The organism is Stenotrophomonas sp. Iso1 (assembly GCF_027497995.1).
Classification (GTDB): domain Bacteria; phylum Pseudomonadota; class Gammaproteobacteria; order Xanthomonadales; family Xanthomonadaceae; genus Stenotrophomonas.
Genome location: NZ_JAODBT010000003.1, coordinates 69392 through 81478, shown reverse-complemented (window position 1 = coordinate 81478; position 12087 = coordinate 69392). Strand labels below are relative to the sequence as shown.

Annotated in this window: 13 protein-coding genes and 1 tRNA gene; 7 read left to right on the top strand and 7 right to left on the bottom strand. The window is 61.5% G+C overall.

Annotated elements, in window-relative coordinates:
* Nucleotides 1-155: 155 nt before the first annotated feature.
* On the bottom strand, nucleotides 156-437 hold the full coding sequence (locus PAN08_RS13305; RefSeq protein WP_269791990.1) for a hypothetical protein: 282 nt from the start codon (nucleotides 435-437) through the stop codon (nucleotides 156-158).
* A 183-nt stretch (nucleotides 438-620) separates the two neighbouring features.
* Between PAN08_RS13305 and PAN08_RS13300 the strand changes: the two genes are divergently transcribed.
* The gene (locus PAN08_RS13300) at nucleotides 621-959 is read left to right on the top strand and encodes a Rieske (2Fe-2S) protein (RefSeq protein WP_269792322.1); all 339 of its coding nucleotides are present in this window, start codon (nucleotides 621-623) and stop codon (nucleotides 957-959) included.
* A 70-nt stretch (nucleotides 960-1029) separates the two neighbouring features.
* Here PAN08_RS13300 and PAN08_RS13295 read toward each other — a convergent pair whose 3' ends face one another.
* The 4 genes from PAN08_RS13295 to thiS all read right to left on the bottom strand — a co-directional run bounded on the left by PAN08_RS13295 (nucleotide 1030) and on the right by thiS (nucleotide 4896).
* Complete coding sequence (locus PAN08_RS13295) at nucleotides 1030-2877, bottom strand: SLC13 family permease (protein WP_269791989.1); 1848 nt, start codon at nucleotides 2875-2877, stop codon at nucleotides 1030-1032.
* A 110-nt stretch (nucleotides 2878-2987) separates the two neighbouring features.
* Nucleotides 2988-3746: a tRNA (guanosine(46)-N7)-methyltransferase TrmB gene (gene trmB, locus PAN08_RS13290; protein WP_269791988.1), complete on the bottom strand. Its 759-nt coding sequence runs from the start codon at nucleotides 3744-3746 to the stop codon at nucleotides 2988-2990.
* Nucleotides 3746-4540: a thiazole synthase gene (locus tag PAN08_RS13285; protein ID WP_269791987.1), complete on the bottom strand. Its 795-nt coding sequence runs from the start codon at nucleotides 4538-4540 to the stop codon at nucleotides 3746-3748. The genes trmB and PAN08_RS13285 overlap by 1 nt, the downstream gene beginning before the upstream one ends.
* A gap of 155 nt (nucleotides 4541-4695) precedes the next feature.
* Nucleotides 4696-4896, bottom strand: a complete 201-nt coding sequence (thiS, locus tag PAN08_RS13280) for a sulfur carrier protein ThiS (protein WP_269791986.1) — start codon at nucleotides 4894-4896, stop codon at nucleotides 4696-4698.
* Between the two features lie 171 nt (nucleotides 4897-5067).
* Here thiS and PAN08_RS13275 point away from each other — a divergent pair, with 171 nt between their 5' ends.
* The 6 genes from PAN08_RS13275 (at nucleotide 5068) to PAN08_RS13250 (ending at nucleotide 10969) form a co-directional block, all read left to right on the top strand.
* On the top strand, nucleotides 5068-6855 hold the full coding sequence (locus PAN08_RS13275) for an autotransporter domain-containing protein (protein WP_269792321.1): 1788 nt from the start codon (nucleotides 5068-5070) through the stop codon (nucleotides 6853-6855).
* A gap of 141 nt (nucleotides 6856-6996) precedes the next feature.
* Nucleotides 6997-7070, top strand: a tRNA-Gly gene (locus PAN08_RS13270).
* Nucleotides 7071-7259: 189 nt separating this feature from the next.
* The gene (gene rimK, locus PAN08_RS13265) at nucleotides 7260-8135 is read left to right on the top strand and encodes a 30S ribosomal protein S6--L-glutamate ligase (RefSeq protein WP_269791985.1); all 876 of its coding nucleotides are present in this window, start codon (nucleotides 7260-7262) and stop codon (nucleotides 8133-8135) included.
* A gap of 219 nt (nucleotides 8136-8354) precedes the next feature.
* Nucleotides 8355-8819: a hypothetical protein gene (locus tag PAN08_RS13260; RefSeq protein WP_269791984.1), complete on the top strand. Its 465-nt coding sequence runs from the start codon at nucleotides 8355-8357 to the stop codon at nucleotides 8817-8819.
* 145 nt (nucleotides 8820-8964) lie between these two features.
* The gene (locus tag PAN08_RS13255) at nucleotides 8965-9642 is read left to right on the top strand and encodes a response regulator transcription factor (RefSeq protein ID WP_269791983.1); all 678 of its coding nucleotides are present in this window, start codon (nucleotides 8965-8967) and stop codon (nucleotides 9640-9642) included.
* The gene (locus PAN08_RS13250; RefSeq protein WP_269791982.1) at nucleotides 9635-10969 is read left to right on the top strand and encodes a HAMP domain-containing sensor histidine kinase; all 1335 of its coding nucleotides are present in this window, start codon (nucleotides 9635-9637) and stop codon (nucleotides 10967-10969) included. Before PAN08_RS13255 ends, PAN08_RS13250 begins: the two co-directional genes overlap by 8 nt.
* 57 nt (nucleotides 10970-11026) lie before the next feature.
* On the opposite strand, the gene PAN08_RS13245 is transcribed toward PAN08_RS13250, so the two are convergent.
* Nucleotides 11027-11206 carry a hypothetical protein gene (locus PAN08_RS13245; RefSeq protein ID WP_269791981.1) on the bottom strand — a complete coding sequence of 60 codons (180 nt, stop codon included), beginning with the start codon at nucleotides 11204-11206 and terminating at the stop codon, nucleotides 11027-11029.
* A gap of 160 nt (nucleotides 11207-11366) precedes the next feature.
* A complete protein-coding gene (coaE, locus tag PAN08_RS13240) occupies nucleotides 11367-12011 on the bottom strand; it encodes a dephospho-CoA kinase (RefSeq protein WP_269791980.1) in 645 nt (214 codons plus the stop codon).
* Between the last annotated feature and the right edge of the window lie 76 nt (nucleotides 12012-12087).

Below are 12087 nucleotides of genomic sequence, written 5' to 3'. Positions count from 1 at the left end.
GGTTTGTGTCCGCAGTGAAACGACAGCGAAGTCTAGCGGATCAACTCATCAGGTCTGCGGCACGTTGCACGCCGTACGCGTACAAACAAAAGATCCCGCCTATAGCGGGATCTGGAGGGTTGCCAATAGCGGGCAGCGTGCCCGGTGCGTCGCGCTTAGTGCGGCTGCGGCAACGCGGCCTTGCGGACCACACGATATTCGGCGTCCACCACATTGGGCTCGGCCTTGCGAACGGCGCGCGCCTTGCGCGAGGCCACCAGCTTCCAGCCCAAACCGACGAGGATCATCGCTGCGCCTACAAACACGCCGGCCACGATCAACACCGCCAGAATCGCCAGGCCGAGCAGGCCCAGAGCGATCCGCACGAGCGGATTACGCGGCTTGCGCGGTGCGAACAGGTTGCGAAGTTTGGAAAATTGGACGTAGCGAATGTGCATGAAGATCTAATGACAGTGTGTCTGCGTGGAGTATCGGTGCCGACGCCGTCCAATGCGTAAAGTTGTCGTTAAATTTTGGCCACTTAGCGGTGGGGACACGTGTCGGGTCATGCGTCGTCCATCTGAGCGGCGCACGCATGCGACAATCGCGCCCCTGATTGTTGCGGTGTTCCAATGACCACGATCCACTCTCCCGAAACTGAATTGGCGCGGCTTGATGCCTTGCCGGATCAGGGCTTCCATGCGGTGACGGCAGTGCTCGATGGCGATGCGGAAACGCTGGTGCTGTATCGCGATGGTGATCAGGTACGTGCCTGGTTGAACGTCTGCCCGCATGCCGGCCGCGCGCTGGATTGGGCGCCCGGGCAGTTCCTCAAGAGCCGCGAAGGTCATCTTGTCTGCGCCGTCCACGGTGCTTCGTTCGAGTTGCAGGGCGGCGTTTGCGTGGCCGGGCCATGCCGTGGCGATTCGCTGCGTGCGGTGCCGGTGCAGGTGCGCGAAGGGCGCGTGTTGTTGGGCTGAGCGGAAGATTAGGCGTTTGCTGATCGCTGGTTTCGCGGTTGAAGCCGCTCCTGCACAAGCGGATTGATGCTTAGAACATGATGTTGATCATCACCACGACGATCAGCGTGTAGAGCAACGACAGCGGCCCTGCCACACGCCACATTTCGCGGGGCGTGTATTTGGCCGGGCCCATCGCCATCGAGATGACCGGATTGGATGCGGTCATCAGGTTGTTGGACGCCGACAGTGCCACGATCAACGCGAATGCGGTGGGGTTGCCGCCAGCCGCCAAGGCCAGGTTCACCGCGATAGGGACCATCACGATGGTTGCGCCGACATGGCTGATCACCAACGAGAACGCGGTGGTCAACAAGGCCAGTGCCAGTTCCAGCACCCACACCGGAATGCCGCTGGGCAATTTGTCGATGGTGTGGCCTGCAATCCATGCCGCTGCGCCACTGCTGTCCATGGCCCAGCCCAGCGGAATCAACCCGGCCATCATGAAGATGGTTTTCCAGTTGATCGCCGCATAGGCCTCGTCCATGCGCAGTACTCCGGTCAACAACATGCCGGCCACGCCGGTGAGCAGGGTCAGGGCGACTGGCAGGTGCGAGGTGAGCGCGATGATGATGGTGATGGCGAAGATCGCCATGGCGATCTTGAACTTGTGCGGACGCTGCTCGCCTTTCGGGTAGTCAGTAACCACCACGAAATCGCGGCTCTCTGCCGCAGTGGCCAGGTCCTGCCAGATGCTGTGGAACACCAACATGTCGCCGGCGCGCAGCGGCGTGTTGCGCACGTCTTCGCGAATCACCTGCTTGTCGCGGTTGATCGCCAGCAGGCTGATGCCGCGCTCCTTGCGCAGACGCAACTCACCAGCGGTCTTGCCGATAACGCGCGAGGTGGGCGGAACCACCGCTTCGGAGATGCCGGCGCGGGCCGGGTTGAACAGGTCGCCCAACTGTTTGAGGCGCGAGGACATGCGCAGGAACTGGTTCTGCGCGAAATCGGAAACCTGTTGTCGCGGCCCCATCACGCCGATGGCGCTGCCGACCCAGATACGCATGTCCGCAGGTGGCGACAAGCGCGTGTCGTCGCCGGTTTTCAGGGCGAGCAGCAAGGGGGCGTCAAACAGATTTTCTGCCTCGCCGACTGTCATGCCGACCAGCGGGCTTTCGGCAGTCACCAGCAGTTCAAAGACATCGCCTTCGATGCCGTATGCCTTGGCAAAATAGCTTTCGGTGCGCGCCGGGGCTTGGCCGTCTTCGCTGGCGCCTTCTTCTTCTTTCAGCTTGGCGCTGCCGTAGAAACGGAAATACAGCAACGACGCGATCAGCAGTGCCAAGCCGATCGGCAACGGCGCGAACATGCGCAGCGGCTCGATGGTCGCGCTGCCAGAGGGCAGATTGTTGTTGGCCGATACCAACAGATCGTTGAGCAGGATCAGCGGCGAGTTGCCGACCATGGTCAGTGCACCGCCCATCACGATGGCTGCCGAAATCGGCAGCAACTGGCGCTTGAGAGTGAGTGCGGTGCGTGATGCCAGGCGCGACGCCACAGGCAGATACAGCGCCATCACGGACGGATTCTGCATGAACGAAGAGTTCAAGCCGGCCGTGGCACTGGTGAGAAACAACAACCGTTTTTCCAGCCCATGCGAGCGTCGCAGCAGCCAACCGGCCAGGCGATTCAGGGCCCCGGTGCGGTCGAGCCCAGCGCCAAGAATCGTGGTGGCGATGATGCTCATCACCGCGTTGCCGGAGAAGCCGCCGAAGATTTCCTCCGGCGCGATCAGCCCGGTCACGCCCAGCACCACCATCACTACCAACGCCACCACGTCGGCGCGGATGCGCTCGAACAGGAACATCGCCATCGTGAAACCGACCAGCCCGAGGACGAGCTTCATGTCGGTGGTCAGCGTCAGCGCGGTATCCATTTAGGGTTGGGTGCGGCGAGTGGGGAACAGGGAATATGACACCCGCCGCGTGTCAGGCTGTGCTTCACAGCCAACGTTTGAGCGGATTTGCATTTCGCGTGACGTCGTCATTACGCCGTTTCCCCGTTCCCGGTTCCCTGCTTGTCATACAGCAGATCCCAGACGCCGTGGCCAAGCTTCTGGCCGCGGGTCTCGAAATGCGTCTGCGGGCGCCAGTCCGGGCGCGGCACCGCGCCACGTGGGCCGGCACGGTTGGTCAGCCCTGCGGTGGCGTCGAGCACGTCCCACATCTGTTCGGCATAGTCTTCCCAGTCGGTGGCGCAATGCAGGCGGCCACCGTCGCGCAGCTTGCGCACCAGCAAGTCGGCGAAGGCCGGCTGCACCAGGCGACGCTTGTTATGACGCTTCTTGTGCCACGGGTCTGGGAAGTAGATGCGCACTTCATCCAGCGTACCGTCGGCGATTTCCTTCTCCAGCACTTCCACCGCATCGTGGTGGTAGAGCTTGACGTGTTGGGCATTGTCATCAGCCAGTGCATTGAGCAGGCGGCCTACGCCGGGTGCATGCACTTCGATGCCGATGTAATCCTTCGAAGGATCGAACTGCACTGCATAGCGCAGCGCGGCGCCGTTGCCGAAACCAATCTCCAGCACTTTGGGCGCAGTGCGGCCAAAGGTGGCATCAAGGTCGCGCGGTTCACCATTGAAATCCAAGCCGAAGCGCGGCCAGCGTTCGTCGAACGCGCGCTGTTGGGCGGGGGTGAAGCGGCCTTGGCGCAACACGAAGCTGCGGATTTCACGGCGCCCTTCCTGGACGGTGAACGGCTTGGGCGGGGCCTTGGAACCAGCGCTTTCAAAGGGATTGGTCATCAGCCGATCAACCCTTCAAGCGGGGAGGAGGCGTTGGCGTAGCGCTTGCGCGGGATGCGACCGGCCAGGAAGGCCTCGCGGCCGGCTTCCACTGCTTTGCGCATGGCACTGGCCATCAGCACCGGGTTGCGGGCGCCTGCGATGGCGGTGTTCATCAGCACGCCGTCGCAGCCCAGCTCCATGGCGATGGCCGCATCGGACGCGGTGCCGACGCCGGCGTCGACGATGATCGGCACCTTGGCGTTCTCGATGATCTCGATCAGGTTGTACTTGTTCTGGATACCCAGCCCGGAGCCGATTGGCGCGGCCAGCGGCATCACCGCAGCGCAGCCGATTTCTTCCAGACGCTTGGCCAGGATCGGGTCGTCCGAGGTATAGACCATGACGTCGAAGCCGTCCTTGACCAGTTGCTCGGCGGCCTTGAGGGTGGCCATCACGTCTGGGTACAGCGTCTTCTGGTCGCCCAGTACTTCGAGTTTGGTCAGGTTGTGGCCGTCGAGCAGCTCGCGTGCCAGGCGACAGGTGCGCACGGCATCTTCGGCGGTGTAGCAGCCAGCGGTGTTGGGCAGGATCGCGTAGCGGTCCGGTGGCAGCACATCAAGCAGGTTGGGCTCGCCCGGGTTCTGGCCGATGTTGGTGCGGCGGATGGCCACGGTGACGATCTGGGCGCCAGCGGCCTCGGTGGCCAGGCGGGTTTCTTCCAGATCCTTGAACTTGCCGGTACCGGTCAGCAGCCGGGAGGAATAGGTTTTGCCGGCGATGACCAGCGAATCAATAGGTGCATTTGCGTTCATGCGTCGAATTATCACCCATCGACGCCTGCACCGGGCTGTCGTGGCAGTCACATTGATGGCAGCGGGACGTGTGGCGGTGGTGTCGCCACGCGCAATGGAAGCCTTGCCCGGACAGCTCCAGCACACCCTCACTCGCCGGTGCACCCGGGCTCCGCTCAGCCGCCTCCCAATGCATGCACGATCTCGACCACATCGCCGTCCTTGAGCCGATAGTCGCCGTGCTGGCTGCGCGGCACGATTTCATTGTTGACCTCCACTGCGACCCGGCGCTCGGCCAGGCCTTCTGCTTCCAGCAGTTCGATCAAAGTAACAAGGCCGGAAAGGGGGCGGGATTCGCCGTTGAGCTGGATGTTCATGCGGCCATTTTCGCCAGTGCCGCAACAAAAGCCCAGCGGTCATGCGGCGGCGCAGCGTGTGAGTCTTACGCCAGAATGAAAAACTAACACCGTGCGGCGGCGTATGCGCCCCGTTTCCCCTCACACCAGGAGTTCCACATGTCCGTTGTTTCCCGTCCGCTGCGTTCGGCCATGGCCCTCGCAATTGCGTTGGCAGCCGTGCCAGCCATGGCACAGTCGCCGTTTTCCAAGACCGTGTTCTTCGGCGACAGCCTGACCGACACCGGCTACTTCCGCCCGGTACTGATGAAGCTGGACCCGAATGCCGCCGTTGTTGGCCGCTTCACCACCAACCCGGGCTGGGTGTGGTCGGACTACCTGGCTGACCACTACGGCACCAACTCCCAGCCCAACGGCAATGGCCAGAGCGGTGACAACTACGCCGTCGGCGGTGCCCGCGTGGGCGTGGACGAAATCGGAGCGCTGGGCCCGACGCCGTCGCTGAAGACGCAGGCGGCAGGCTACCTGGCCGCCAATGGCGGCAAGGCCGATGCGAACGTGTTGTACACCGTGTGGGGCGGCCCGAACGATCTGTTCGCCGCACAGAAGGCACCTGCGCAGGCGCAGGCCATCATCGGTGCGGCGGTGAAGGACCAGATCACCCTGGTCGGAGGCTTGAAGGCCGCAGGCGCTGAATACGTGCTGGTGCCCAACCTGCCGGACATCGGCCTGACCCCGGACGCACGTGCCGGCGGCGCGCTGGGCATGGGCCAAGGTACGGCCATTGCCAAGCTCTACAACGACGCGCTGTATGGCGGACTGAAGCAGGCGGGCATCGAATTCATTCCGCTGGACACCTTCACCATCCTGCAGGAAATCGTCGCAACTCCGGGCGCCTATGGCTTCACCAACGTCACCGATAAAGCCTGCACCACGCCGTCGTCAGTGCTGTGCAACCCACTGACCCTGGCCAGCCCGAACGCAAACAACACCTATGTGTTCGCTGATGGCGTGCATCCGACCACGGCGGCCCACCAGATTCTGGGTGAGTACGCCATCTCGGTGCTGGAAGCCCCGCGCTTTCAGCAGATCCTGACGCATTCGGCGCAGACCACTGGCCGTGCTCGTGCCGACCAGGTGGGCATGCATTTGGCTGGCCGCCCGGCTGATGGCCTGAGCTGGTGGGGCAACGTGCGTGGCGACATGCAGCGTTACGCGCACGCCGACCTGTATGACGGCATGGCACCCGCCGGCCTGTTCGGCGTGGATTGGGCGCGCGACGGCATGGTCGTGGGCGGCTTTGCCGGCTACGGCCGCATGAATGCCGACTTCGGCAACAGCAAGGGCGACTTCACCCAGGACGACACCACGCTGGGCCTGTTCGCCGGCTGGTATGGCGACAACATGTGGGTCAACGGCCAGCTCAGCTACAGCTGGCTGGGTTATGACGTGACCCGCAAGGTGCAGCTTGGCCCGGTCACCCGTGAGCACACCGGTTCGCCGGACGGCAGCAATCTGACCGCTGCGATCAATGCGGGCTACGAGTTCGGCCAGCAGGGCGGCTTCCGCCACGGCCCGGTCGCTGCGGTGATCTGGCAGAAGGTCAAGCTCGATGGCTATACCGAGAGCAACACCAGCGCCACGGCGTTGGGCTATGGCGACCAGGATGCGGATTCCACCGTTGGCCGCATCGGCTGGCAGGCTCGTTTTGATGGCGGCACCGTGCAGCCTTACGTGCAGGTCACCTACGACCACGAGTTTGAAGACGGCCAGCAGGCCAGCGCATGGTTGCAGACCGTGGCCAACGTGGGCAGCTACAAGGTGCCGGGCCTGAAGTTCGACCGTGACTACGCCACCGCTGTACTCGGCGCGCGCGTGAATCTGTGGGGTCTGAACAGCAACATCGGCGTGAGCACCACCACGATGCAGAAGTCCGCACGTGACGCCACGCTGTTTGCCAGCTTCAGCGGCGGCTTCTGAGGAACCGCAACATCGGAGCATCGGTAATCGGAATGCAGGAAAGGCAGCGGCATCGCTGCCTTTCCCTGCTGCGGCACGGGACGCCGCTGCTCTCCAGCCCTTGCCCAGACTGGGCTGGGCCGCATAGACTTGCCACGCTGTGCGGGTGTAGCTCAATGGTAGAGCAGAAGCTTCCCAAGCTTACGACGAGGGTTCGATTCCCTTCACCCGCTCCAACGCGCCCAGCACTTCACTCTCCGGCGCCTTCCGCACATTGGCTTTTGCCATCCGCATTGGTTGCAGACTTCCTGCCGTGGTGTCTTGGGTCCACACACTTCCGTGTGTAGTGATGGCTGAGCTTGCAATCTTCGTCATGGCCCGCTTACGGCGCGCTATGCTGCGCGCCTCCTGCCGGCGTCGCCGTGATGAAACTCGCCATCCTCTCCCGCAACAGCAAGCTCTATTCCACCCGCCGTCTGGTTGAGGCCGGCCGCGCCCGTGGCCACACGGTACGGATTCTCGACCCGCTGCGTTGTTACATGCGTATCACCGCCGACGGTTTCAGCATGCATTACAAGGGTAAGCCGCTGTCCGGATTTGATGCGGTGATTCCGCGCATCGGCGCGTCCGTCACCCGCTACGGCACCGCGGTGCTGCGTCAGTTCGAGATGATGGGCGCACGCACGCCCAATCCTTCCGACGCAATCCTGCGTGCGCGCGACAAACTGCGTGCGCACCAGATCCTTGCCGCCAAGGGCATCGACATGCCGGTGACAGTGTTCGGCGACAACCCTGATGACACCGATGACCTGCTGTCCATGCTCGGGCCGCCGCCGCATGTGGTGAAGCTCAGCGAAGGCACGCAGGGCAGGGGGGTGATCCTTACCGAGAAACTCAGTGCCTCCAAAGGCACGGTGGAAGCCTTGCGCGGCCTATACGCCAACTTCCTGGTTCAGGAGTTCATCGCTGAGGCACAGGGCGCCGACCTGCGCTGTCTGGTGGTGGGCGACCGGGTGGTGGCGACCATGCGGCGTCAGGCCCAGGACGGTGACTTCCGCTCTAATCTGCATGCCGGCGGTACTGCCGATGCAGTGGTCTGCAGCAAGGCTGAGCAGCAGGTGGCGGTGCGGTCGGCCCGGGCGCTTGGTCTGGGGATCGCCGGTGTTGATCTGATTCGCTCCGAGCGCGGGCCGCTGGTGCTGGAGGTCAATTCGACCCCGGGGCTGGAGGGCATCGAGAGCGTTTCCGGCGGCGATGTGGCCGGGCAGATGATCGAATACGTGACCCAGCTCAAGCGCTGATGCGGCTCTGCAATTTGTTTGCATGGATTTAACAACCCTTTAATCCGCTTGGTTCTAGCCTGCTCCCACTGTACCCAGCCCTCCTCAGTGGGTCCGGTGATCGGGAATTCTTATGGCCCTGGCGGTTTTCGCCAGGGCCTTGTTTTTATTGAGAATTCTTTATGTTGTTGTGATGCTGAAGCAGCGCTAGAGTGGGACAAATCTAAGGAGAGAGTGCGTATGTCCCGGAAACTGCTTTTGTTGGTGATGTTGATGGCGCCTGGCGTTGCTTTGGCAAAGCCGGCGGAGTTGCCGTTCCGAGCAGGTGAGTCATTCCAGACGCAGCACCAGAAAGTGCGAGCGGACCTCAGCGGTGGCGAGGTTTACAGCGAAATATCAGTAGAGGACCGCCGGCGCGTGGTCGCAGCGCTTGATCGCATGTCAGACCTGATCGGTGAAGGCAGTGCGGATTCGCTTTCGCCTGAGCACAAGACTCAGGTGTTCAATGACCAGGAACTGGTCAATACCGTTTTGACCCAGGCGCGCGAAGACAGTCGCCTCATCTGCAAACGTGAGAAGACGATCGGTTCGAACATGCCATCCACGCAGTGCTTCACCGTGGCGCAGCGTGAGCGCATGCGACAGGATTCGGGGAACCGTTTGCAGTCCATGCAGAGCGGCAAGGACATAAAGGTTGGCAACTGATTCCCGCGAGCTTCAATCGGGTTTTCACGCCAGCCAGCCAGTGCTTATGGCTTGGATGTAAGAAATTAACGATGGCTGTGCTGTAATCCCAACAAGTGGGCTTTGAGCCCACTTGTACTTTCCAAGACATAAGGTACCCGCACACGTGCGCATTCTTGTAATCGAAGACAACAGCGACATCGCGGCAAACCTGGGGGATTACCTCGAGGATCGCGGCCATACGGTGGATTTCGCCGCCGATGGCGTCACCGGCCTGCATCTGGCCGTGGTGCATGATTTCGATGCGATCGTGCTCGACCTCAATCTGCCGGGCATGGACGGCATCGAAGTCTGCCGCAAGCTGCGCAACGATGCGCGCAAGCAGACGCCGGTGCTCATGCTTACCGCGCGCGATTCACTGGACAACAAATTGGCCGGTTTTGACTCCGGCGCCGACGACTACCTGATCAAGCCGTTCGCGCTGCAGGAAGTGGAAGTTCGCCTCAACGCTCTGTCGCGCCGTGGCAAGGGCGCACACACGCGCGTGCTGGAAGTCGGCGAGCTGGAGTACAACCTGGATACGCTGGAAGTGCGTCGTCAGGCCAAGTTGCTACAGCTCAATCCCACCGCATTGAAGATCCTGCAGGCACTGATGGAGGCCTCGCCGGCCGTGGTGACCCGGCAGGAGCTGGAAACCCGCGTATGGGGCGAAGAGCTGCCGGATTCGGACTCGCTGCGTGTGCATATTCACGGGCTGCGCGCCGTGGTGGACAAGCCGTTCGATGTCCCGATGATCCAGACGCGCCATGGCATCGGCTACCGTATCTGCGCTCCCGATGCCTGAAGCTGCATTGCCTGAGCCTGTTCGCAAGCGGGGGCGTTACCGTCGCCGCTTGCGCAGCCGCATCATCGTTTCTTTCGTGCTGCTGGGCTTCTGCCTGACGGCACTTTTTGCGTTTGCGACGAACTGGGCGCGTCAGCGCGTGGAGAACCAGTTGGTCGAGGATGTGATGAATCGAAACATCAACGAGTACGCGCGCCGATATGCGACGGACCCCAGTCGCAATCCAGATCTTCCTTTGCAGCAGATGCGGGCACGTCTGATCAAGCCGGATAAGTTTGAAGCGTTACGTGCGGAAGAACCGGATTGGTATGAGTTCAGGGACGGTATCCATGGGCTCTCGGGCGTTGATGAACAGGGAAATTCGTTCTCCTACAAATTGGCAGTACGAAAGACGCCGGATGCCTGGTTCTTCCTCGCTTACAACATGACCGATAGCATTCGCGGCGAGCAGCAACTCAAGCGCGCACTACTCTTGTCAGTGGTTGTTTTCAGCTTGCTGTCGTGGGTATTGGGTTGGTGGTCAGCTTCGCGGGTGATGCGTCCGGTATCAGATCTGGCGGCGCGTTTGCGTGCCTATCGAGGCGGTAACACGCATCCGGAGCCTCTGGCGCCGCGTTTTCCTGACGACGAGGTTGGGCAGTTGGCAGAGGCATTGGATGACTATTCGGCTCGACTCACCGAAGTTGTGCAGCGCGATCGTGAATTCAATGCGGATGTCAGTCATGAATTACGCACGCCGCTGGCTGTGATTCGGGGGGCTACCGAATTGCTGTTGGCGCGTCCAGGACTGGATGAGAAAGTGTTGCAACGTTTGCAGCGGATCCAACGTGCCGAACAGCAGTGTAGTGACTTGATTGGCTCGTTGCTGTTGTTGTCACGCAATGAGCGGGGGCATGGCAGTAGTAACGTGGCGCGTGTGGCTGAGCAACTGCTAGATGCACATCGCGCGCAGTTGGGTGGCAAGCCGCTGGAGCTGGAGCTTGAGGGCGAGCGGGATCTGGTCGTCGATGCGCCGGAAGCGGCGCTATCGGTCGCGCTGGGTAATCTGATCGGCAACGCGGTCAAGTACTCGCAGGAAGGCCGCGTGTTGGTGCGCGTGGGCGCTGGCGCGGTGGAGGTGATCGATACCGGTCCCGGTTTGAGTGAGAAGGATGCCGCCAGTCTGTTTCAGCGCGGTTATCGCGGAACGTATGCCGGGCATTCGCAAGGGGGGGGGATAGGTCTGTCTATCGTCAGTCGATTATGTGTTTTGTATGGATGGACTGCAGAGATCCATCCCGGAGCTGAACGTGGTGTAGTTGCGACGCTGAGGTTTGAAGCAATGTAGATTCTTCATCATCGGCATCGGAGCAGGCCCGCTCAAAAATGAGCGGGCCTGGGCTACTTAAATTTCTTGGTATTTTACGTAAGGAATTCCGCCGCCACTGCCGGGAGCAAATGGATTAGAGCCCTTGGTTTTGATCGTGCCGGGGGATGTGGTCAGCCGACTGTTTCCCCATGGGGCTGGGCACTGCTCGACGCCGCCAGATACGGTCTTAATTTCGGCTATGTTCAGTTCTTTCATCTGTCTTCCTTGGTATGTATGAACTTGGCGCGGGTTCTCTGAATTGCGCCTTGATCATAGAAAAACAATTCACATTGTTGATCAAGCGAGCAGTGCTTAAATTTGCGATTTACGAGAGTTGTACTGGCATCTTCGATACGGATCGCGCGGGAGACCGGGATTACCTTGGAGCTTGCGCGCGGGGGCGGTGCTTTAGAGAGCAGGCCAGTGTCAAATAGCGAGTGTGCAGTCGCGATACTTCGGCATCCAATGCGTTCGGATCTGAATTGTTGACGACCACGTCATCAGCCAAGGCCAGACGCTGCGCACGACTGGCCTGCGCCAGGATCATGCGATCCGCAAGCGCAGCATCAATATTGTCTCGACGTAGCAGGCGTGCATGTTGGACGGCCTCGGGCGCGTCCACCACGAGGATGCGATCCAGCCAATCGTAGGCTGCGCGCCCGCCGACTTCGGTCAGCAGGGGAATCGCTGCAATCGCATAAGGGCTTTCAGCCGCGCTGCAAATCTCACGCACACGGGCGCGGATGGCAGGGTGAGTGATGGCCTCCAGCGCTCGTCGTTCTTCGGTGTTGGCAAAGATGTGCTGGCGCAACCGGACGCGGTCCAGGTTGCCATCAGCCAGCAGGATGTCGGCGCCAAACCGCTGTGCGATCTCTGCAAGTACGGGGCTGCCCTGGGCGACGACTTCGCGCGCTGCGATATCGGCATCGGCCACGACAATTCCGAGTGCCTCAAAGCGACGGCTGACCTCGCTCTTGCCGGAGGCAATGCCGCCGGTCAGGCCGACGATGAAATCGCTCATGGATCAGCTCCACATTTCATTTTGCAAGGAAGCGGCGCTTTGTGCGGTCTTGGGCGATGGCTGCAAGGCTGGCCCT

Excerpts from the sequence above, each read along its gene's own strand:
- PAN08_RS13305 (WP_269791990.1), bottom strand. The coding sequence starts at position 437 with ATGCACATTCGCTACGTCCAATTTTCCAAACTTCGCAACCTGTTCGCA.
- PAN08_RS13295 (WP_269791989.1), bottom strand. The coding sequence starts at position 2,877 with ATGGATACCGCGCTGACGCTGACCACCGACATGAAGCTCGTCCTCGGG.
- trmB (WP_269791988.1), bottom strand. The coding sequence starts at position 3,746 with ATGACCAATCCCTTTGAAAGCGCTGGTTCCAAGGCCCCGCCCAAGCCG.
- PAN08_RS13285 (WP_269791987.1), bottom strand. The coding sequence starts at position 4,540 with ATGAACGCAAATGCACCTATTGATTCGCTGGTCATCGCCGGCAAAACC.
- thiS (WP_269791986.1), bottom strand. The coding sequence starts at position 4,896 with ATGAACATCCAGCTCAACGGCGAATCCCGCCCCCTTTCCGGCCTTGTT.
- PAN08_RS13275 (WP_269792321.1), top strand. The coding sequence starts at position 5,068 with ATGGCCCTCGCAATTGCGTTGGCAGCCGTGCCAGCCATGGCACAGTCG.
- rimK (WP_269791985.1), top strand. The coding sequence starts at position 7,260 with ATGAAACTCGCCATCCTCTCCCGCAACAGCAAGCTCTATTCCACCCGC.
- PAN08_RS13260 (WP_269791984.1), top strand. The coding sequence starts at position 8,355 with ATGTCCCGGAAACTGCTTTTGTTGGTGATGTTGATGGCGCCTGGCGTT.
- PAN08_RS13250 (WP_269791982.1), top strand. The coding sequence starts at position 9,635 with ATGCCTGAAGCTGCATTGCCTGAGCCTGTTCGCAAGCGGGGGCGTTAC.
- PAN08_RS13245 (WP_269791981.1), bottom strand. The coding sequence starts at position 11,206 with ATGAAAGAACTGAACATAGCCGAAATTAAGACCGTATCTGGCGGCGTC.
- coaE (WP_269791980.1), bottom strand. The coding sequence starts at position 12,011 with ATGAGCGATTTCATCGTCGGCCTGACCGGCGGCATTGCCTCCGGCAAG.